General features: G+C 75.3%; 18 protein-coding genes. 8 read left to right on the top strand and 10 right to left on the bottom strand.

Annotation, left to right across the window (positions count from 1 at the left end; all coding sequences use genetic code 11):
• Nucleotides 1-17 precede the first annotated feature (17 nt).
• Nucleotides 18-1,244, bottom strand: coding sequence for a PTS mannitol transporter subunit IICB (locus tag ABGB11_RS09915; protein WP_347631105.1), 1,227 nt, complete (start codon nucleotides 1,242-1,244; stop codon nucleotides 18-20).
• 47 nt (nucleotides 1,245-1,291) lie between these two features.
• Nucleotides 1,292-2,230 (bottom strand): 1-phosphofructokinase, encoded by a 939-nt coding sequence (pfkB, locus tag ABGB11_RS09910; protein ID WP_347631103.1) that lies wholly within the window; start codon nucleotides 2,228-2,230, stop codon nucleotides 1,292-1,294.
• 226 nt (nucleotides 2,231-2,456) lie between these two features.
• Between pfkB and ABGB11_RS09905 the strand changes: the two genes are divergently transcribed.
• The 3 genes from ABGB11_RS09905 to ABGB11_RS09895 all read left to right on the top strand — a co-directional run bounded on the left by ABGB11_RS09905 (nucleotide 2,457) and on the right by ABGB11_RS09895 (nucleotide 6,393).
• Complete coding sequence (locus tag ABGB11_RS09905) at nucleotides 2,457-4,547, top strand: phosphatase PAP2 family protein (protein WP_347631102.1); 2,091 nt, start codon at nucleotides 2,457-2,459, stop codon at nucleotides 4,545-4,547.
• Complete coding sequence (locus ABGB11_RS09900) at nucleotides 4,547-5,422, top strand: DMT family transporter (RefSeq protein ID WP_347631101.1); 876 nt, start codon at nucleotides 4,547-4,549, stop codon at nucleotides 5,420-5,422. Before ABGB11_RS09905 ends, ABGB11_RS09900 begins: the two co-directional genes overlap by 1 nt.
• A 77-nt stretch (nucleotides 5,423-5,499) precedes the next feature.
• A complete protein-coding gene (locus tag ABGB11_RS09895) occupies nucleotides 5,500-6,393 on the top strand; it encodes an alpha/beta hydrolase-fold protein (protein WP_347631099.1) in 894 nt (297 codons plus the stop codon).
• Nucleotides 6,394-6,417: 24 nt separating this feature from the next.
• Here the strand turns inward: ABGB11_RS09895 and ABGB11_RS09890 are convergent, their stop codons facing one another.
• The 4 genes from ABGB11_RS09890 to ABGB11_RS09875 all read right to left on the bottom strand — a co-directional run bounded on the left by ABGB11_RS09890 (nucleotide 6,418) and on the right by ABGB11_RS09875 (nucleotide 10,691).
• Complete coding sequence (locus ABGB11_RS09890; protein WP_347631097.1) at nucleotides 6,418-7,596, bottom strand: helix-turn-helix domain-containing protein; 1,179 nt, start codon at nucleotides 7,594-7,596, stop codon at nucleotides 6,418-6,420.
• Between the two features lie 21 nt (nucleotides 7,597-7,617).
• Nucleotides 7,618-8,931 (bottom strand): acyltransferase, encoded by a 1,314-nt coding sequence (locus ABGB11_RS09885; RefSeq protein WP_347631095.1) that lies wholly within the window; start codon nucleotides 8,929-8,931, stop codon nucleotides 7,618-7,620.
• Nucleotides 8,932-9,141: 210 nt separating this feature from the next.
• Nucleotides 9,142-9,924, bottom strand: a complete 783-nt coding sequence (locus ABGB11_RS09880; RefSeq protein WP_347631094.1) for an SAM-dependent methyltransferase — start codon at nucleotides 9,922-9,924, stop codon at nucleotides 9,142-9,144.
• Between the two features lie 326 nt (nucleotides 9,925-10,250).
• On the bottom strand, nucleotides 10,251-10,691 hold the full coding sequence (locus tag ABGB11_RS09875; protein WP_347631093.1) for a hypothetical protein: 441 nt from the start codon (nucleotides 10,689-10,691) through the stop codon (nucleotides 10,251-10,253).
• A 239-nt stretch (nucleotides 10,692-10,930) separates the two neighbouring features.
• On the opposite strand from ABGB11_RS09875, the gene ABGB11_RS09870 reads away from it, so the two are divergent.
• Both ABGB11_RS09870 and ABGB11_RS09865 read left to right on the top strand, forming a co-directional pair.
• On the top strand, nucleotides 10,931-11,473 hold the full coding sequence (locus ABGB11_RS09870; RefSeq protein ID WP_347631091.1) for a hypothetical protein: 543 nt from the start codon (nucleotides 10,931-10,933) through the stop codon (nucleotides 11,471-11,473).
• 11 nt (nucleotides 11,474-11,484) lie between these two features.
• Nucleotides 11,485-12,429, top strand: coding sequence for a phosphotransferase (locus tag ABGB11_RS09865; protein ID WP_347631090.1), 945 nt, complete (start codon nucleotides 11,485-11,487; stop codon nucleotides 12,427-12,429).
• Nucleotides 12,430-12,487: 58 nt separating this feature from the next.
• On the opposite strand, the gene ABGB11_RS09860 is transcribed toward ABGB11_RS09865, so the two are convergent.
• From ABGB11_RS09860 to ABGB11_RS09845, 4 genes are all read right to left on the bottom strand, one after another.
• Nucleotides 12,488-13,435 (bottom strand): sensor histidine kinase, encoded by a 948-nt coding sequence (locus ABGB11_RS09860; RefSeq protein ID WP_347631088.1) that lies wholly within the window; start codon nucleotides 13,433-13,435, stop codon nucleotides 12,488-12,490.
• Between the two features lie 214 nt (nucleotides 13,436-13,649).
• A complete protein-coding gene (locus ABGB11_RS09855) occupies nucleotides 13,650-14,738 on the bottom strand; it encodes a glutamate--cysteine ligase (RefSeq protein WP_347631087.1) in 1,089 nt (362 codons plus the stop codon).
• Between the two features lie 323 nt (nucleotides 14,739-15,061).
• Complete coding sequence (locus tag ABGB11_RS09850) at nucleotides 15,062-15,244, bottom strand: hypothetical protein (protein ID WP_173394381.1); 183 nt, start codon at nucleotides 15,242-15,244, stop codon at nucleotides 15,062-15,064.
• A gap of 2 nt (nucleotides 15,245-15,246) precedes the next feature.
• Nucleotides 15,247-15,456 carry an HGxxPAAW family protein gene (locus ABGB11_RS09845; RefSeq protein WP_021600298.1) on the bottom strand — a complete coding sequence of 70 codons (210 nt, stop codon included), beginning with the start codon at nucleotides 15,454-15,456 and terminating at the stop codon, nucleotides 15,247-15,249.
• 185 nt (nucleotides 15,457-15,641) lie between these two features.
• On the opposite strand from ABGB11_RS09845, the gene ABGB11_RS09840 reads away from it, so the two are divergent.
• Genes ABGB11_RS09840 through meaB form a run of 3 tightly spaced genes read left to right on the top strand, consistent with a single transcriptional unit; the run spans nucleotide 15,642 to nucleotide 20,658 of the window.
• Nucleotides 15,642-17,465 (top strand): methylmalonyl-CoA mutase subunit beta, encoded by a 1,824-nt coding sequence (locus ABGB11_RS09840; RefSeq protein WP_347631085.1) that lies wholly within the window; start codon nucleotides 15,642-15,644, stop codon nucleotides 17,463-17,465.
• On the top strand, nucleotides 17,462-19,675 hold the full coding sequence (scpA, locus tag ABGB11_RS09835) for a methylmalonyl-CoA mutase (protein WP_347631083.1): 2,214 nt from the start codon (nucleotides 17,462-17,464) through the stop codon (nucleotides 19,673-19,675). Before ABGB11_RS09840 ends, scpA begins: the two co-directional genes overlap by 4 nt.
• Nucleotides 19,672-20,658, top strand: coding sequence for a methylmalonyl Co-A mutase-associated GTPase MeaB (meaB, locus tag ABGB11_RS09830; RefSeq protein ID WP_347631081.1), 987 nt, complete (start codon nucleotides 19,672-19,674; stop codon nucleotides 20,656-20,658). The genes scpA and meaB overlap by 4 nt, the downstream gene beginning before the upstream one ends.
• The last annotated feature ends 50 nt before the right edge of the window (nucleotides 20,659-20,708 follow it).

The raw sequence follows: 20,708 nt of genomic DNA, 5'->3' as shown, positions 1-20,708 counted from the left end.
GGTGGCCGTGCCTTCCGTCAGTGGGCGGTCGTTTCCTTGGCGGCGCCGTCGCCGGCGTCCTTCGGCGCCTTGCTCCCGGCCGCCTCGTCCTTCGCGGTGTCGTCCGTGGCGACGTCGTCCTTGGCGGTCTCCGCCTTGGCGGTGCCGTCCTGCTCCGCGGCGGCCTCGGGGTCGCCGTCGGCCGCGGGCTCGGCGAGCTTGCCGAAGCCGAGCAGCGCGGCGCCGACGCCGAACGAGACGGCGGTGGAGGCCAGCATGCCGGTGTAGACGCCGATCCAGTTGCTCGCGCCACGGGGCGTCTGCGCGAGGTAGGCGAAGATGCTGCCGGGCGACGGGGTCGCGACGAGGCCGGTGCCGAACGCCACGAAGATCGCCACACCGGTGACGCCGCCCGCCATCGCGGCGAGGATCATCCGCGGCTTCATCAGGATGTAGGGGAAGTAGATCTCGTGGATGCCGCCGAAGAAGTGGATGATGGCCGCCGCCGGGACGCTCGGGCGCAGCCGGCGCGGCCCGAAGAACCAGTAGGCGAGCAGGACGCCGAGGCCGGGCCCGGGATTGGACTCCAGCATGAACAGCACCGACTTGCCGTGCTCGGCGGCCTGCTGGACGCCGAGCGGGCTGAGCACGCCGTGGTTGACGGCGTTGTTGAGGAAGAGCACCTTCGCGGGCTCGATGAGCAGGGACGTCAGCGGCAGCACGTCGTGGTCGACGAGCCAGCTCACCCCGTCCCCGGCCCACTCGGAGAAGGTGTTCATGACCGGGCCGATGACCCGGTTGCCGGCCACCGCCATGGCGCCGCCGATGATCCCGGCGGAGAAGTTGTCGACGAGCATCTCGAACCCGGTCCGGACGCGGTCCTGGACGAGATCGTCGAACAGCTTGAGCAGGTACGCGGTGAACGGGCCGATCATCATCGCGCCGAGGAACATCGGCACGTCGGCGCCGACGATGATGCCGACGGTGGCGACCGCGCCGACGACCGCGCCGCGCTGCCCGTGCACCATCCGGCCGCCGGTGTAGCCGATCAGCAGCGGCAGCAGGAACTTGATCATCGGGTCGACCAGCTCGCCCAGGTCCTTGTTGGGCAGCCAGCCGGTCGGGATGAACAGGGCGGTGATCAGGCCCCAGGCGATGAACGCGCCGATGTTCGGCATCACCATCCCGGCCATCTTGCCGCCGAGCCGCTGGATGTGGGCCCGGAGCCCGCTCCCGGCGGGCTCCGGGGTGTACGTGGTGGCCATCTCGGGCCTCCTGTCGATCGGGGGTGGGGTGGTACTGCTCGCGGGGATCAGGTGAGGAGGGGACGGGCGAGGTCGGGACGCGGATGGATGCGGACGTCGTCGCGCCGCACGTCGGCCGGGCCGGGCATCCGGCTCGCGGGCAGCCGCACGGCCGCCGCGCCCCAGGCCAGCGCCTCGGCGAGGGCCCGGGGGCCGCGCGCGCCGCCCGCGAGGAACCCGGCGAGCAGCGCGTCGCCCGCGCCGACCGTGCTGCGCGGGTGGGCGACGGGCGCCTCGCCGGTGAGGACGCCGTCGTCGTCGACGAGCACCGCCCCCTCCGCGCCGAGGCTGACCAGGACGGCGCGGGCCCCGCGCGCCCGCAGCTCCGCGGCCGCCTCGACGGCGTCGGCGACGGTGTCGACCGGGCCGCCGGCCGCCTCGGCGAGCTCCTCCCGGTTCGGCTTGATCAGGTCGGGGCCGGCGGTCACGGCGGCGCGCAGCGCGGGCCCGCTGGTGTCGACCGCGACGCGGATGCCGTCCTGCGCGAACCGGCGGCACATGCCGGCGTAGGTCGCGTCGGGAACGCCGGGCGGGAGGCTGCCGCAGCCGACGACCCAGCTCGCGGCGCCGGCCTCGGCCGCCACGACGGCGCCGACCTCGTCCAGCTCCGTGGGCGACAGCGGGCCGCCGGGCTCGTTCAGCTTGGTGACGACGCCGCCGGGCTCGACGACCGTGACGTTCGACCGGGTGCGCCCCGCGACGCGGACGGCGCGGACGCGCATGCCCTCGGTCTCCAGCAGCCGGCGGAGCTGGTCGCCGTCGGCGCCGCCGACCGCGACGACCGCGACGGAGGCGACGCCGTTGGCCAGCAGCGCCCGGGACACGTTGACGCCCTTGCCGCCCGGGTCCAGCCGCGCGGACCGGGCCCGGATCACCGCGCCGCGGGTCAGCACGTCCACCTCGATCGTCCGGTCGAGGCTGGGGTTGAGCGTCACCGTCACGATCATGTGCGCGCCGTTCCCCGGTCCATGTGGTTTCCCTCCCGTTTGAGTTTGTTTCCATTGTATTTATGCCCGTTTGCTGCCGGGGGTCAAGACCTGGACGGGAGCTTCCGCAGGAAATCCCATTCCTGCCCCCGAAGACGGAAGAACCGGGCGGGTCGTGGTCGTTCCGCCCGATCGTGGGGAGGATGATCGGTGAGGGCGGTGCGCTGCGCGAGGCGGGAGGGGCGTCGTGAACCGGAGCGAGGCTGTCGCGTCCGGGGCGGAGGACGAGGACGCGGGACGAGCCGCGTCGGCCGCGCGGGAGGTGGCCGCCGCGCTGGCCGTCCTGGTGGTGTACCTGGTCTTCACGCACGCCTTCAGCGGGGACCGTGCCGCCAGCGACGCGCACGGGCGCGCGCTGCTGGAGTTCGAGCGCTGGGCGCGGCTGGACGCCGAGCGCCCGCTCAACGACCTGCTCGTCCGGCACGAGTGGCTGGGCGCCCTCGCCGCCTGGGAGTACGCGACCACGTACGTGATCGGGACGTTCGGGCTCCTCGCCTATCTGTGGTGGACGCGGAACCCGGCGTACGCGTGGGCCCGCAACACGCTGATCCTCGTCACGCTGATCGCGATCTGCTGCTTCGCCGCCTGGCCCGCGACCCCGCCGCGGCTGCTGCCCGGCGAGGGCTACACCGACGTCATCGCCATCCACCACCCGCCCGCCACCTGGGGCACCACCGTGGTGTCCGCCGGCGCGAACCCCTACGCGGCGATGCCGAGCCTGCACATCGGCTGGGTCGCCTGGATCGGGGTCGCCGCGGTGCGGGCCCGGTGCGGCGCGTTCTTCGCCTGGCTGTGCGCCCTGCACCTGGTGGTCACCGGCCTGGTGATCGTCGCGACCGCCGCCCACTACGTCGTCGACATCCCGGGCGGGCTGCTGCTCGTCCCGGCCGCCGCCGGGGTCGAGCGCCTGCGCGCCGGCCTGGCGCCGGGCCGCCGGCCGCCGGACGTCGTCCCCGGCGCCGGGCCCGGACGGGAACAGCGCGTCGCCGCCGCCGACGCCTTCTTCCTGCACGTCGAGAGCGCGGAGGTCCCGCAGGTCGTGGGCGGCGTCGCCGAGTTCGCCGGGCCCGGCCCCTCGGCCGAGCGGGTCCGCGCCCTCATGGCCGAGCGGCTGCCCGACCTTCCGCGCCTCACCCAGCGGATCAGGCCCGGCGGCGCCCTGCGCCGGCCGCGCTGGGCGGACGCCGGCCTCGTCGACCTGCGCGCGCACGTCGTGGAGGCGGACCTGCCGTCGCCGGGCGGGCGCCCCGCACTGGACGGCCTCGTCGCCCGCCTCGTCACCGAGCCGCTCGACCGGGACCGGCCGCTCTGGCGGTTCTGGGTCGTGCGCGGCGGGGCGTCCGGCCCGGACGCGGTCGTGATCCTCCTCCACCACGCCATCGCCGACGGGATCGGCGTCGTCGACATCCTGCGCGGCATCCTCGAACCGCGGCTCCCGGAGGCGGGCCCGGTGCGCGGGCCGGGGAGCCTCGCCCGCGCCGCCGCCGTCCTGCCCGGCCTCGTCCAGCTCGGGCTCGACGGCCGGGCGCCGACCGTGTCGGTCACCGGGACGCTCGCGCCGGACCGCGCCTTCGGCACCGCCACGCTGCCGCTCGGCGGGGTCCGCGACGTGGCCCGCGCGTCCGGCGTCCGCGTCACCGACGTGCTCCTCGCGCTGACCGGCGAGGTCGTCGCGGAGGTGCTGGCGGAGCGCGGCGAGCGGGTGGACGGCCGGCCGCTGCGCGCCGCCGTCCCGATGACGCTGCGCGCCCCCGCGCCGCCCGGCCGGGGCCGCACCGCCGTGCCCGGCAACCTGACCGCCGCGCTGCGGCTGGACGTGCCGGTCGCGCCGATGCCCGTCCGCGACCGGCTGGACGCCGTGCACGAGGCGGCCGAGCGGCGCCGCCGTTCGGGCCGGGCCGTCGCCAGCACCGCCGCGATGCGGCTGATGGGCGCGCTGCCGCCGCCGCTGCACGCCCGCGCCGCCCGCGGCACCTACCGCGCGCGGTTCTTCGGAGGCATCGTGTCCAACATGCCGGGTCCGCCGCTGCCGATGTCGCTCGCGGGAGCGCCGCTCGGCGACGTCCACCCGATCCTGCCGCTCGCGGACGGCGTGCCGTTCGCCGTGGGCGCGCTGAGCTGGAACGGGTCGCTGCACGTCTCGGTGACCGCCGAGCCGCGGGTGCTGCCCGAGGCGGTCCGGTTCCCGGACGCGCTGCTCGGCGCGTTCGCGCGGCTCGCCGCCGAGGTCGGCGCGGGCAGCGGCGCGGGCAGCGGCGCGCAGAGCGGGACGGCCTGATGGCGTGGTCGGTCGGCTTCAGCCTGGTCGCGGCGTTCCTGTTCGCCGCGGCGGCGGCGCTGCAGTACCGGGCGGCGCGGCGCGCCGTGCACGGCGTGTCGGACGCCTCCGCCGCGCACGGGCTGCTGCGCCGGCTGGTGCGCGACCCGGTGTGGCTGACCGGGTGGGCGGTGAACCTCGCCGGGTTCTGCGCCCAGGCGGTCGCGCTGCACTTCGGCTCGACCGCCATCGTCCAGCCGCTGCTGGTCACCCAGCTCGTGTTCACCATCGCGCTCGGCACGGTCGGCACCGGCCGCCGTCCCGCGCGGCTCGACCTGTTCGGCGGCATCGCGGTGTCCGCGGGCCTCGCCGTGCTGTTCACGGTGCCGGGGGCGATCCCGCCCGAGGGCGAGCCGTCCCGGCCCCGGATCTTCCTCGCCGGGCTGATCGCCGCGCCGCTCATCGCCGTGCTGTCCCGGGCGGCGTGGCTGCGCGCGGGGCCGGTCCGGGCCGCGCTGCTCGGCGTCTGCGCCGGCCTGTGCTTCGCGGCGACCGCCGTGCTGATCAAACTCACCACCGCCGACCTCGTCCACCGCGGCGTCGCCGCCACCGCCGTGGACTGGCCCGGCTACGCGCTCGCGGGCAGCACGCTCCTCGGCCTGGTCATCGAGCAGCGGGCGTTCGCGGCCGGGTCGCTGCCCGCGGCGATGACCGCGATGACGATGACGAACCCGATCGCGTCCTACCTCGTCGCCGTCCTGGCGTTCGAGACCCTCCCGCCCCGGACGGCCGCGGCGTTCGCCGCCGTCTCGGTCAGCGTCGTGTTCCTCACCGGCGGGGTGGCGCTGCTGTCGCGGTCGGCGCACGCCGCCCGCGGCAGGGAGGCCACCGCCTGACACGGCGCACCTCCGGAGGGAACCGCGGGCCCGCCGCCGCGTCCAATTTCCTAGCTCCCCTCAGGAAGGACCCCGGTTTGGTCAGCAGACGCGCGTTCCTGCTCGGCGGGCTGGGCGGCCTCGGCGCCGTCGCCGCCGCGGGCGGTGCCGGGTACGGCCTGGTCGAGAGCGAGGTCCTGCCCGGCAAGGTCCGGCTGGACCGCGCCCTCGGCCGATGCGGCGACCTGCCCGCCCCGCCCGCCGCGTCCGGGGACGTCCAGACGATGACGTGGCGCTCCGCGCACCGCCGCACCACCGTCACCGCGACCGTCGTGGCGCCCGCGGGCCGTTCCCCGCGCGGGCTGCCGGTCGCCGTCGCGCTGCACGGCAGCGGCGAGACGGGGGCGTCGCTCGTCCGGAAGCTGGCACTCGACCACTACCTGACGGACGCCGCCGCCAACGGCGCCCCGCCGTTCGCCCTCGCCGCCGTGGACGGCGGGCCCGACGGCTACTGGCACCCCCGCGCGTCCGGCGACGACCCCATCGCCATGATCGTGGACGAGCTCCTGCCGCGCCTGGAGGGCCGCGGCGCGCGGACCGGCCGCGTCGGCCTCATCGGCTGGTCCATGGGCGGCTTCGGTGCCTTCGTCCTGGCCCGCCGGCTGGGCGCGGCGCGGACGGCCGCACTGGTCGCCTCGTCCCCGGCCCTGTTCGCCTCCTACGCGGACGCGCGCGACGCCAACGCCCGCGCGTTCGACGGACCCGGCGACTTCGCCCGCCACGACGTCTTCGGTGCTGCGGGCGTTCTGAAAGGGGTCCCGCTCCGCGTCGACTGCGGGACGAGCGATCCGTTCGCCGAGCGCGTGAGGGAGTTCCGCGACCGCGTCCACCCGGCGGGCGCGATGACCGGGGGATGCCACGACGCCGCGTACTGGCGGTCCCGGCTCCGCCCGCAGCTCGCCTTCCTCGGACTCCATCTGGCCACCCGGTGAGTCCTCGGAGAGGACGGTCCGCGATCAGGCCGTCCGCTCGGCGCGGCCCGTGCGCACCAGCCAGCTCAGCATCAGCATGACGTCCAGCCGGCCCTCGGGCTCGGTGAACCGGCCGCCGGTCAGCTCGGCGATGCGGCGCAGCCGGTACCGGACGGTCTGCTCGTGGATGTGCAGCCGCTCCGCCGCGGTCACCGCGTTGTCGCCGCACCGCAGGTAGGTCAGCAGCGTCTCGGCGAGCGGCTGCCGGCGCGCCGGGGCCAGCTCCAGCAGCGGCCCGAGGACGGCGCCCGCGGTGGCGCCGATCAGCTCCTCCGCGGCGAGCGCGGCCAGCGAGGCGATGTGGTCGGCGCACCGGACCGGCCCCTCGTCCGGCAGCAGGCCCCGCTCGGCCAGGGTCAGGGCGTGCCGGGCCCACCGCAGCGAGACGCCACCCCGCCCGACGGGAACGGTCGGCCCGATCGCCGCCGTGCCGAGCCTGCGCAGCGCGGACCACAGCCGGTCCTGCCCGGGGCCCTCGGGGTCGGGCACCACGAGGAAGGGGACCGGCGCCTCCCAGTCGGCCAGCACGGCGGGCGGCAGGATGCGCGCGCCGGCGGGCGCCCCGGGCGGCAGCGCCACCAGGGCGATGCTCCTCGGAAGGTCCCAGCGGGCCGCGGCCGCCAGCTCGGCGATCGCCTCGTGCGCGGGGGCGGGCTCGGCGACCAGCAGGTCCCGCAGCCGCTCGCGGCGGCGCTCCCGCTCGGTCGCCAGCTGCCCCTGCTCGCGGGCGTACCCCTGTGCGGCGGCGTCGGCGACCCGGGCCAGCAGCATGAACAGCGAGTCGGTCAGCCGGCCGAGCGTCTCCCGCGACCAGCCGAGCCGGTAGGCGTCCTTGATGAACCGGCGGCACGCGACCTGGCTGCTCACCCGCATCGCGTTCTGCAGGGCGGCCAGGCTCCGGCCCTGCCGGGCCTCCTCCTCGCCGAGCCGCATGTACAGCTCGGTGATGTTGCGCGCGTCGGCGTCCGGATGGTCGACGGAGTCGACGAAGAACGCGACGGTGTCGCTGACCGTCCGCTCCACCCTCCTGGCGTACTCGCCGCCGTCGGCGCCCGCGTACTCGGGCACCTGGTCGCGGATCTCCCGCTCCATCTCGTCGACGGCGGCCTGGAGATGCTGCCGCAGGACGTCGGGCAGCTCGGCGGGCATGGGCCCTTCTGTCATCCGGTGTCCGTTCGACGAAGTTCAGGAGCTTTGTCGCAAATCGGCCTCACTGTAGGCAAGAAAGCGGACGCTGTCATCACGGCGGCGGGACGTCACGCGCCGGCCCAGGTTCTGGGCCGGGCGCTCGACGAAGCGGTGCACGAGGCCCGCGGACGTCAGGACGGTGGCGAGCAGCACCACGCCCCAGGCGACCCGGACCGGGACGGGCAGGCCCCAGGTGTCCTTGCCGGCCGCGTGCCAGATGCCCTGGACGATCATCGGGTGCAGCAGGTAGACCGAGTAGCTGACCAGCCCGAGCCACACGAGGAACCGGGGCATCGGGCGGTTCCGGAGCGCCAGGCCCGCCAGGAAGGTCAGCCACGCGGCGGCCACGGCGATGGACCAGTCCCGCCCGAGCGGGTTCGGATTGGCGTACAGGGCCCAGCTCGTCGGGGTGCGCATGCCCGCGGCCACCGACAGGAGGGGGACGACCGCGACCATCGCGGCGGCCCGCCGGACCGGGAGCCGCCCGTCCTGGACGCCGCGGATCGCCGTCCCGGCGAACATGGTGGCGATGATGCACAGGCTCTCGATGGCGCCGATGCGGCTGTCGAGGACCAGCAGGCCGAGGGCAAGCGCCGCCACGACCGCGACCCCGGCGCGGCGGACCGTGCGCCGCCGGCTGACCATGGCGGCCAGGCCGCCGGCGAGGCACAGCGCGGCGGCGAGGATCGTCCCGCCGGGCCACCGGGAGGCCAGCAGCCCGGACGGCAGGGCCACGCCGAGGATCGCCGCGCCGACGCCGAAGCCGAGCGCCACCCGGGCGCTGGAGCGGTGGACGCCGGCGACGAACATCGCCGTCACGAGGAGGTAGAAGACCATCTCGTACGACAGCGTCCAGTAGACGTTGACGACGTTCGGGACGCCCAGCAGGTCCTGGAGCATGGTCAGGTGCGCCAGCGTCGACGCCCAGGGGCGCTCGCCGAGCGCGGCGGGGAGCCCGTAGGACAGGCCGGCCGACCCGAGCGCCAGCGCGAGCGCCACCGAGACGAACCATGCCGGGTAGAGCCGGAACACCCGCCCGGCCCAGAAGTGCCGGACGCTGCCGCGCCGCTCCAGCGAGAACGGCACCACGTAGCCGCTGACGAGGAAGAACACGAACACGCCGTACCGGCCGAAGTCGAACCACGGGCTCGCCCCGCGGCGGACCTCGGGCAGCAGGACGTCCAGGGAATGCTCGAACACCACCACCAAGGCGGCGAGGCCGCGCAGGGCGTCCAGCCAGCTCATCCGGGGCGCCCTCGCCGGGGGAGCGCCGGTCTCGGTATCCGGTGGGGTGAGGGTGTTCGTCGGCATCCGGGACACCCTAGGGGCCGAACCGTTACCGTTTCTAACGACTGAATGAGATTTCTCTGCGCGTGGTGCACCGCCCTCTGACGCAGAGTGATGGAGCCGGGCGGCCGGATGACCGGCGGCGGAAGGGCTGCCGCGGGCCCGGCCCGGCATGCCGCGGTAGCGTACCGGGCGGCGTGAATGTGGCCAATGCCACATCCGAGGCCGTGGCCGTCAGCGTATCCCCACGACGCCGTACATGACCGGTTCGAAGGGCGGCCCCGCCGGCCCGATCGGCGTGACGCCGGGCGGCAGCGGGCGGAAGGGCCCGAGGAGGCGGGCGATGTCGGCGCCGCCGCGCGGATGGACCGGGACGCCGCTCGCCTCGCGGTAGAGCCGGGCGGCCACGCCGACGGCGGCCGGGGCGAAGTCGCCGGTGGCGTGGGAGACGACCAGGGCGCTGCCCGGCACGGCCGCCGCGGCGAGCGCGGCGACGAGGTCGCCCGCGCCGGGCAGGAAGTGCAGGACGGAGGAGAACACCAGCGCGACCGGCTCGGCCGGGTCGATCAGCCGGCGCACCTCGGGGCTGCCGAGGATCGCGTCGGGGTCGCGGAGGTCGGCCCGCAGCGCCGCGACGTTGCCGCCGTCGATGAGCAGGGCGCGGGCGTGCGCGATGACGAGCGGGTCGTGGTCGACGTAGACGACGCGGGGCCCGCCGATGTGGCGGGCCGCGATCTGGTGCGGGTTGTCGGCCCGCGGCAGCCCGCAGCCGAGGTCGAGGAACTGCCGGACGCCGCGCTCGGCGAGCAGCCGGACGGACCGGGCGAGGAAGGCGCGGGCGGCGTGGGCCGTCGCCGCGGCATGCGGGACGAGCCGCAGGATCCGCTGGGCGAGCTGCCGGTCCGGGGCGTAGTTGTCCTTGCCGCCGAGGAGATGGTCCTGCACCCGGGCGGGACCCGGCCTGTGCAGGGCGAGCCGGGTCTCCGGCGCCGTCGTGCCGGCCATGGTCATCGTCATCGTCCCGTCGCCTTTGCCGGAGGGGGTGGTGCAATGGCTCACCTTCGACGGTAGGCGGCCCGGCCCGGCCCGAGGCGGGCGGCGGCCGGTGGTCCGGGCCGGAACCCGCATCGCGCCTGGCCGAATCGGGCCAGGGCGTTTGCCGACCGCCCCCCGTCGGGCGGCCGGCGGTGACCGGCATCAGGGACGCGGCGCGGAGCCGGGCGGTCGCGGTGCGCCTATCTCCCCACGTGAGGCGCGCCTCGCCTGGCCGGTTCCGGTCTATGACAGCGGCTTAACCGGAGGGCCAGATTCCCTGTTGACGGCCGGCGGTTCGCAGAGCCGCGTCAGCGGGCGCGGCGGTCCCTGCGCAGGCAGCTCAGCTCGTCCAGGACGAGGGAGGAGCCGATTCCCACCAGCCAGATGTCCTTGGCGAGGGGGACGCCCGCCTGCGTCGGGCGCAGCCCGCCTTCCTCCCGCATCCCCGGTAGCCGGAGGTACAGGCCCGCGAGGCCGGCGGAGAAGGCGGTGAGCGCCGCCCCCGCGAGCAGGGACGGCACCAGCGGGACCAGCAGGGCGGCGCCCAGCGCCATCTCGGTCCTGCCGAGCAGGCGGGTGAAGTCCCGCGGATCCTGCGACTTCAGGAACGGGTAGGCGGTCGTGGCCAGGCCGTGGGTCTGCTCGGCCGTCTCCTCCAGGTTCTGGAGCTTCGACAGGCCCGAGTTCAGGACGAAGGAGCCGACGGCCAGCCGTACGGGCAGCTGGTGGGTGCGGGCGATGAGACGCATCGTTCCTCATTGGGATCGGGAGAGACCTGCACGGGATCCCTTCCCGGCGTCCGTCCTCCGCACCTGATGGCCAGGTCAAGTCTCGGCCTACCGCCGCACCGGCTACCACGGGGGGAGCAGCCGCCGTGCCCCCGGCTGCTCCGGCCGGAGCAGCCGGGGAGCCTCCGGTCGCCCGACGACGCGGCCCGCGCCCGGCCTGCATGATCGGGCTGTCGCCGAGAAGATCCGGGAGTTCCGCCATGTCGGCCATCCAGTCGCGCCCCGCCGCCACCGGGCAGTGGTGGCGGCCGGGCCAGCCCGTCCGCAAGACGATCATCGTCGTGCACGTGGTCGCGTCCGTCGCGCTGCTCGGCGAGGTCTGGGGCCTGGTGCTGCTCAACCTCACCGCGACGCTGACCGCGGACGGGACGCTCGCCCACTCCGCCTACCGGCTGATGAGCGTCATGGTGTTCGGAGGCGGGATACCGCTCAGCCTCACCGCGCTCGTCTCCGGCATCGCGCTCTCCCTCGGCACGCACTGGGGCCTGACGCGCCACCTCTGGGTGTTCGCCAAGCTGGTCCTGCTGATCGGGGTGATCCTCGTCGGGATGCTGCTGTTCACCCCCGAAGCGATGGCCGACGCCACCGCGGGCGGGGCCGACCCCTCCAGCGGGCGCCAGTGGTGGCAGGTGGCGGTCCTCTCCGGCCAGCTCACCATGCTGCTCACCGCCACGGGCCTCTCGGTGTTCAAGCCGCGCCGCCGCCTCACCTGGGGGCGCGCCGGGACGGCCCGGTCGCGGTAGCCTCGGCGGACGTGACGGCTTCACAGGACGGCGCGCCGACGGTCCCGGAGTGGGCGCCCGAGCACGAGGTCACCGCCGAGGTCGCGGGCACGCTGATCGGGCGGCGGTTCCGGGAGCTGCGCGGAGCCCCGGTGGAGCGGCTCGCGACCGGCTGGGACAACACCGTCTTCCTCGTCGCGGGGGAGTGGGTGTTCCGGTTCCCGCGCCGCCGGATCGCCCTCCCGGGGGTCGAGCGGGAGCTGGCGGTCCTGCCCGTCCTGGCGCCGCGCCTCCCGCTCGCGGTGCCCGTCCCGTGCTTCGCGGGCGAGCCGGGGGAGGACTTCCCGTGGCCGTTCTGGGGCGCCCGGCGGATCCCCGGCCGCGAGCTCGCCGACGTCCGCCCCCCGGACGGGGACCGGGTCGCCCTCGCCGCCGAGGCGGGGGCCTTCCTGCGGGCGCTGCACGATCCGGCGCTCGCCCGGGAGGCCGGCGCGGGCCTGCCGATCGATCCGATGCGACGCGCCGATCCCGCGTTCCGGGCGGAGCGGACCACCGGCCGCCTCGACGCCCTCGCGGCGCTCGGGGTGTGGGAGCGGGACCCGGCGCTGGAGGAGTTCCTGTCCGCGGCCCTCGGCTGGGCGCCGCCGGGCGGGGACCCGGTGCTCGTCCACGGGGACCTGCACGTCCGGCACCTGCTGCTGGACCCGGGCGGCCGGGCCGCCGGGGTGATCGACTGGGGCGATGTGTGCCTGGCCGACCCGGCGGTCGATCTCTCGTTCGCCTACGCCGGGTTCGAGGGCGCCGCGCGGGAGGCCTTCGTGGCGGCGTACGGGCCGGTGCCGGAGGAGCGGGCGGCGGCGGCGCGCACGCTGGCGCTGAACCTCTGCGCCACGCTCGCCGAGTACGCCGCGTCCACGGGACGGGACGCCTTGCTGGCCGAGTCGCTCGCCGGGCTCCGCCGGGCCCGCGGGGACTGACGGGCCGCCCTGGCGTACAGGAGCCGGCGTTCAGGAGCCGGCGTTCAGGAGCCGTCGTTCAGGCGCGCATGTAGACGCGGATCACCGTGCCGCCGGGGCCCGTGTGGACGCGCACCAGGTCGGCCAGGTGGTTGACCATGAGGATGCCCCGGCCGCCGTGCGGGCTCATGTCCACCGGGCGGCGGCCGGCGAGCGGGTCGGTGATCGTCCCGGCGTCCCGGACCTCGCACACGACCTGGCCGGCGTCGGCCCAGAGCCGGACGGTGCCCGCGCCGCCGCCGTGCAGGCACGAGTTGGCGGCGAGCTCGTTCACGGCGAGCTCCAGGTCGCCCACGGCGGAGGGCCCGAGGCCGAACCGCGCGCCCCAGCGGCACGCGAACTCCCGCACGAGGGGGAGCGCGTGGAGGTCGAAGCCCATCGTGACCGGGTCGGCGGGCTCCGGCAGCGGCAGGTTGTAGTCCTGGATGACGCGGTGCGGGGCGTAGTCGGCGCTGACCCGCTCGCCGTCGCGGTCGATCACGACCGGATGGGTGGCGCGGGCGTCGGCGATGACGCCGGCGTCGAGGCCGGCGAGGTCGTAGGGGCACAGGATCGTCACCTCGCGCCCCGCGAACGCCAGGTTGATCAGCGCCTCGTGCTGGGCGCAGGCGGGGTACTCGGCCGCCGAGCGGCCCGGCCAGATCGGCTCGCCGATGATCCGCACCCGCCCGCCGACGTGCCGGTCGGCGAAGTCGCGCAGCACGCCGGGGATGATGCGGCCCGGGTTGCGGCCGGCCTCCGACATGTCGAGCCAGGCGACCCCGCCGGCGGCGTCGCCGAGCGCCGCGCGCAGCAGGGCGAGGCGGGCCGCCGGCACCGCGACGGCGACCGGCTCGCCCTCGTCGAGGCCCGCCCGGACGAACGGCACGGTGCCGGCGAGGTACTCCTCGTCGCCCAGGTAGAAGAGGGCGGGGTGGACGAAGGGGCCGGCCGGCGCCACACCCGGCTCGCCGGGCCTGAGGCTCATCGCGCGATTACTCCGTCCGTCCCGCTGCCACGATCACGTGCGTCCGACCGAGGATACGCGCAGGCGGGCGGCCGTGCGCCCCGGCCCCCCGCAGACGTCCCCCGAGGTCAGATCAACAATCATCCACCTCACGCGGTACCCCCGGACGGCGGCGAGAAAACGGGCGAATGGCCGATAGGCCCGATTCTGGGCGGTCGAACCGCTTCCGCGAGGGTCAGCGGTCGCGCAGCAGGGTGGCGTCGACCACGTCGGTGAGCCGCCCGCGCTCCCGGTAGGCCTCGCGCTGCCGCTCCGCCCCCGTGCCGCCGGCCAGCAGGTGCCGCAGGCCGCCGGCGACGGTGTCGAGGTCCCCGGCCTCGCGCAGCGCGGGCAGCGCGTACGCCAGCAGGTCGCCGGCCAGCTCCCGGAATCCGGCGGGGCGGCCCGTGCGCACGTCGACGCCCGTCCCGGCGAGGCCGTCCCGCGCGGCCAGCCAGTACGCCGCGCGCAGCATCTCCGCGGACGGATCGGGCGCCGGATCGCCCGCCGCGGCCGCGGCGGCCGCCGTCCCCACCAGCGCCCGGACGAGCGCCGCGAACACCGCGGCCTCGGCGGCCGTCGGGGCGACGTCGGCGAGCCGGACCTCCACGGTGGGCAGCCGCGCCGACGGCCGGACGTCCCAGAAGACCGTCCCGGTGTCCATGAGGGCGCCGCAGCCCAGCAGCGTGCCGACGAGATCGTCGTAGTGCGCGGCCGACGCGAAGAACGGCGGGGGACCGGCGACCGGCCACCGCGCCCACGCCATCGCGCGCCAGCAGGCGTGGCCGGTGTCGCGTCCGGCCCAGTACGGGGAGTTCGCCGTGAGGGCCAGCAGCGTCGGCAGCCAGGGGCGCAGATGGTTGCTCACCTGGACGGCGAGCTCGCGGTCCGGCATCTCGACATGGACGTGGCAGGAGCAGATGCTCTGCTCGTCGTCCAGCCCCCGGTACACGGCGAGGCTCTCGGCGTAGCGGGGGCCGGCGCCGATGGGCGCGGGCACCACCGCACCGAGCACGGGCGTCCCGGTCGCGGCCAGCCGGACGCCCTCGGCGGCCGCCGCGGCGGCCATCGCCGCCCGCATCGCCCGGATCTGCTCCGCGAGCTTGTCCAGGTCGTCGCACGGCGGGGTCTTGGCCTCGGCGAGGAACGCGACCAGTTCCGTGGAGGCGTGGTCGCCGAGCGCCGCGCGGGCCCGCCGCACCACCGCCGGGGCGCGGGGGACGACCTCCCGGGAAACGGGATCGACGACGAAGTACTCTTCCTCGATTCCGAATCGCAGGGCCATCCACCACCTCGGGCTCAGGGGGGCGACGCAGGCGGCCACGTTCCCTTCGACCGTACGTGCCCGCCGTCCCTTTTCGTACCTCCTGGACGGCCGGGAAACAGTGGCGCAGAACTCTCTTGACTTTCTTTTGCCCCGCTGCCAGCGGGGCAGTGTCCGGGAGAGGAACGCACAGCAGAAGGAAGGTGAACTCCCGTGGCCGGATCGACCGCGATGGGCGTGCTGGCCATCCTGGTCGCCGTCGGCGTCTTCGTCCTGGTCGGCCTGTTCTATCTGGGAGGCAGGCGGGAGGGCCCGCCCGGCGGCCCGGAATGAGGCGGCCGGTCTCAGGGGCCGGGATCGACGAAGTACATCGACAGCGCGATGATGTGCGTCACCACGACCACGCCGATGCCGAAGAAGAACAGCATCTTGGCGGGGCCGTGCGGGAAGACGGTGCCCGGCTTGAGCGGTCCGCGCTCGCGCTGCCGCGCGGCGATCCGCTCCTCGATGGGCGGCCGGCCGAACATCGCTACTGGCGGGGGTCGTCGACGACGACGTCGGTCATGATGTCGACGGCGAGCGCGAAGATGCCGCCGATCACGGTGATCGCCGCGCCCACCCCGAAGACCATCCAGTCGGGGCCGAGGGTGATGCCGACGCCGCCGATGGCGAAACCGATGAAGATGATGGCCACGGCGACCCAGGACTTCGGGCGCCCGGCGTGGCTGCCAGTCGACATGCGTTCGTCTTCCCTCTGCACGGTTCGGGGATGGGGATCTTCGACCCCGAACTCTAGCAACGCCCCTCGCCACAGGGCGTTGCGGGGTGCCCGTCCGCCCCCGGTCCTCCCGGGCGGCGCACCGCCGCCCGGGAACCGGGACCCGGTATCGAGCGGGATTCGGTCGCTCGCCTACGATCCAGGACATGACGGTGCCGCCTGAGGAACTCGAACTGGCCGCCGCCTTCCCCCGGGCCGAGCGGGACCGGTGGCGGGAGATGGTGAAGGGGGTGCTGCGCAAGTCCGGCGCGGCGGACGAGGACACCCCCCTCGACGAGATCGAGGGTCTGCTGACCCGCGAGTCGTACGAGGGCGTGCGGATCGCCCCGCTCTACACGCGCGACGACGCCCCGCCGGGACGTCCCGGGCTGGCGCCCTACGTCCGCGAGGTGCGCCCGGACGGCGAGGGGATCGCCGGCTGGGACGCCCGGCAGCGGCACGCCCACCCCGATCCCGCCGTCACCCGGGAGGCGATCCTCGCCGACCTGGAGAACGGCGCGACCTCGGTCTGGCTGCGGCTCGGCGACGGCGGCCCGCCGGTCGCCGCGCTGCCCGAGATCCTGCGCGGCGTCCTGCTCGACCTCGCGCCCGTCGTCCTGGACGCGGGCGCCTCCGCGGGCGAGGCGGCGGAGGCCTTCCTCTCCCTGGTCTCCGAGCGGGGGAACGCCGCGGACGCGTCCGGCGTCCTCGGCGCCGACCCGCTCGGGCGCCAGGCCCGCACCGGTACCGCCGGACCCCTGGACGAGGCCGCCGCGCTGGCCGTCCGGTGCGTCCGCGAGTTCCCCAAGCTGCGCGCCGTCGTGGCCGACGGCACCCCGTACCACGACGCGGGCGGCAGCGACGCCGAGGAACTGGGCGCCGCCGTCGCCGCGGGCGTCGCCTACCTGCGCGCGCTGACCGGGGCCGGGCTGAGCGTGGACGAGGCGTTCGGCCAGATCGAGTTCCGCCTCGCGGTCGACGCCGACCAGTTCTCCTCGATCGCCAAGCTCCGCGCCGTCCGCCGCCTCTGGGCGCGGGTCGCCGAGGTCAGCGGCGCCTCCGAGGGGACGTCGGCGCGCGTCCACGCGGTCACCTCGTCGGCGATGATGACGCGGCGCGACCCCTGGGTGAACATGCTCCGGACGACCGTCGCGGCGTTCGCCGCCGGGGTCGGCGGCGCCGACGCGGTCACCGTGCAGCCGTTCGACGCCCGCCTCGGCCTGCCGGACGGCTTCGCCCGCCGCATCGCCCGCAACACCCAGACGCTGCTGCTGGAGGAGTCCAGCCTGGCCCGCGTCGTCGACCCGGCCGGCGGCTCCTGGTACGCCGAGAGCCTCACCGAGGACCTCGCCCAGGCCGCGTGGACGTGGTTCACCGAGATCGAGAAGGCCGGTGGCCTGGCCGCCGCCCTGGAGTCGGGGCTCGTCGCCGACCGGCTCGCCTCGACGTGGGCCCGGCGCCGCGCGGACATCGCGCACCGCAGGGCCCCGCTCACCGGCGTCAGCGAGTTCCCGGACCTCGGCGAGACCGTGCCGGAGCGCGACCCGGCGCCGCGGGAGCCCGGGGGCGGCCTCCCCGTCGTCACCTACGCGCAGGACTTCGAGGCGCTCCGCGACCGCTCCGACGCCCACGCGGACGCCACCGGCGCACGCCCGCGGGTCTTCCTCGCGACGCTCGGGCCCGTCGCCGTCCACACGGCGCGCGCGTCGTTCGCCGCCAACCTGTTCCAGGCGGGCGGGATCGAGACGGTCGCGGGCGCCCCCGAGGAGTTCGAGGCCTCCGGCGCGGCCGTCGCCTGCATCTGCTCCAGCGACCGGGTGTACGAGGAGGAGGCCGCCGGGGCGGCGCGGATCCTGCGGGACGCGGGCGCGGTGAAGATCTGGCTGGCGGGTAAGGGAAGCTACGAGGGTGTCGACGCCGCCGTGTACGCGGGATGCGACGCGATCGAGGCGCTGGAGACCACCCTCCGCGATCTGGGAGTGAGCGAATGATCCCCGACTTCACCGAGATCGAGCTCGGGACGGCGCCCCCCGCCGACGGCGCCGCGAAGCGGTGGCGCGCCGCGGTCGCCGACGCGACGGGCACCGACCCCGACGCCCAGACCTGGCAGACCCCGGAGGGCATCGGCGTCAGGCCGCTGTACACCGGCGACGACCTGGCCGGGCTCGACTTCCTCGACACCTATCCGGGCATCGCGCCCTTCCTGCGCGGCCCCTACCCGGCGATGTACGCGACGCAGCCGTGGACGATCCGGCAGTACGCCGGCTTCTCCACCGCCGAGGAGTCCAACGCCTTCTACCGCCGCAACCTCGCGGCGGGGCAGAAGGGCCTGTCGGTCGCGTTCGACCTCGCCACGCACCGCGGCTACGACTCCGACCACCCCCGCGTGGCCGGCGACGTCGGCATGGCGGGGGTGGCGATCGACTCCATCTACGACATGCGGCAGCTCTTCGACGGCATCCCGCTGGACAGGATGAGCGTGTCGATGACCATGAACGGCGCCGTCCTGCCCGTCCTGGCGCTCTACATCGCGGCGGCCGAGGAACAGGGGGTGAAGCCGGAGGCGCTCGCCGGGACCATCCAGAACGACATCCTCAAGGAGTTCATGGTCCGCAACACCTACATCTACCCGCCGCAGCCGTCGATGCGGATCATCTCCGACATCTTCGCGTTCACCTCGCAGCGGATGCCGAAGTACAACTCCATCTCGATCTCCGGCTACCACATCCAGGAGGCCGGGGCCACCGCCGACCTGGAGCTGGCCTACACGCTCGCCGACGGCGTCGAGTACATCCGCGCCGGCCGCGACGCCGGGCTGGACATCGACGCGTTCGCGCCCCGGCTGTCGTTCTTCTGGGCGATCGGCATGAACTTCTTCATGGAGGTCGCCAAGCTCCGCGCCGCCCGGCTGCTGTGGGCGCGGCTCGTGAAGACCTTCGGTCCGCGCAACCCCAAGTCGCTGTCGCTGCGGACGCACTCGCAGACGTCCGGGTGGTCCCTCACCGCGCAGGACGTCTTCAACAACGTCGCCCGCACCTGCATCGAGGCCATGGCCGCGACGCAGGGCCACACCCAGTCGCTGCACACCAACGCGCTGGACGAGGCCCTCGCCCTGCCGACCGACTTCTCCGCGCGGATCGCCCGCAACACCCAGCTGCTCCTCCAGCAGGAGTCCGGGACGACCCGCACCATCGACCCGTGGGGCGGCAGCGCCTACGTCGAGCGGCTCACCTACGACCTCGCTCGCCGCGCCTGGGGCCACATCACCGAGGTCGAGCAGGCCGGCGGCATGGCCAGGGCGATCGACGAGGGGCTTCCGAAGCTGCGCATCGAGGAGGCCGCCGCCCGCACCCAGGCGCGCATCGACTCCGGCCGGCAGCCCGTCGTCGGGGTCAACAAGTACCGCCCGGACACCGAGCAGGAGATCGAGGTCCTCAAGGTCGACAACGCCGCGGTCCGGGCGCAGCAGATCGACAAGCTCCGCCGGCTGCGCGAGGAGCGCGACGAGGAGGCGGCGCGGTCCGCGCTGGAGGCGCTGACCCGCGCCGCCGAGGCGGCCGAGAACGGCACCCGGGCGCGTGGCCTGGAGCACAACCTCCTCGCCCTCGCCATCGACGCCGCCCGCGCCAAGGCGACCGTCGGCGAGATCTCCGGGGCCCTGGAGAAGGCGTACGGGCGGCACGCCGCGCAGATCCGCACGATCTCCGGTGTGTACCGGGAGGAGGCCGGCCGGGTGTCGAGCATCGAGAAGGCGCGGGCCGCGGCCGCCGCGTTCGAGGAGGCCGAGGGCCGCCGCCCCCGCATCCTCGTCGCCAAGATGGGCCAGGACGGCCACGACCGCGGCCAGAAGGTGATCGCGACCGGGTTCGCCGACCTCGGCTTCGACGTCGACGTGGGCCCGCTGTTCCAGACCCCGGCCGAGGTCGCCCGCCAGGCCGTCGAGGCCGACGTGCACATCGTGGGCGTCAACTCCCTCGCCGCCGGGCACCTCACGCTCGTGCCCGCGCTGCGCGAGGAGCTGGCCGCGCTGGGCCGCGACGACATCATGATCGTGGTCGGCGGGGTCATCCCGCCCGGGGACCACGCCGAGCTGCGCGCCGCCGGCGCCGCGGCGATCTTCGGGCCCGGCACCGTCCTCGCGGACGCGGCGATCGGCCTGCTGGAGGAGCTGTCCGCCGCGCTGGGGCACGCCGCCACGTGAGCGCGCCGGGCCTGGAGGACTACGCGGCCGGGGTGCGGGACGGGTCGCGGGCGTGGATCGCGCGGGCGATCACGCTCGTGGAGTCGGCCCGGCCCGACCACCGGGAGCTGGGGCAGAAGCTGCTCGTCGAGCTGACCCCGCACGCCGGGAACGCCCGCCGCGTCGGGATCACCGGCGTGCCCGGCGTCGGCAAGTCGACGTTCATCGACGCGCTCGGCACCCGCCTGACGGGGGAGGGCCACCGGGTCGCGGTGCTCGCCGTCGACCCGTCCTCCACCCGGACGGGCGGCAGCATCCTCGGCGACAAGACCCGCATGCAGCGGCTGGCGGCCGACCCGGACGCGTTCATCCGCCCCTCGCCGACGGCCGGGACGCTCGGCGGCGTCGCCAAGGCCACCCGCGAGGCGATGGTGGTCATGGAGGCCGCCGGGTACGACGTCGTCCTCGTCGAGACGGTCGGCGTCGGGCAGTCCGAGACGGCGGTCGCCGAGATGGTCGACTCCTTCCTGTTCCTCACTCTCGCCCGGACCGGCGACCAGCTCCAGGGCATCAAGAAGGGCGTCCTGGAACTGGCGGACGTCATCGCCGTCAACAAGGCCGACGGCGAGCACGCGATGGAGGCCGAGCGCGCGGCCCGCGAGCTGTCGGGGGCGCTGCGGCTGCTGCGCGGCGGGGACCGCTCCCGCCCGATCCCGGTCCTGACCTGCAGCGCCAAGGAGGGCACCGGCCTGGACGAGGTCTGGGACAAGATCGTCGAGCACCAGGAGCGCCTCCGCGAGTCCGGCGAGCTGGAGGCGCGGCGCCGCCGCCAGCAGGTCGGCTGGACGTGGGCGCTGGTGCGCGACCGGCTGCTGTCCGATCTGCACGGGCACCCGGGGGTCAAGGGGGTGGCGCCCGAGCTGGAGCGGCAGGTCGCCGAGGGGACGCTGACGCCCGCCCTCGCCGCCGAGCGCATCCTGGAGGCGTTCTCGCGGGACCGCTGAGCCGGGTTCCCGGCGTCCGAAACCACGGGTTAACCAGGGTCGCGGTCGCC

The organism is Actinomadura sp. B10D3 (assembly GCF_039871695.1).
In the GTDB taxonomy this organism is placed as follows: Bacteria; Actinomycetota; Actinomycetes; order Streptosporangiales; family Streptosporangiaceae; genus Spirillospora; species Spirillospora madurae.
The sequence above is the reverse complement of the archived record's forward strand: the minus strand, read 5'-3'. Positions and strand labels throughout refer to the sequence as shown.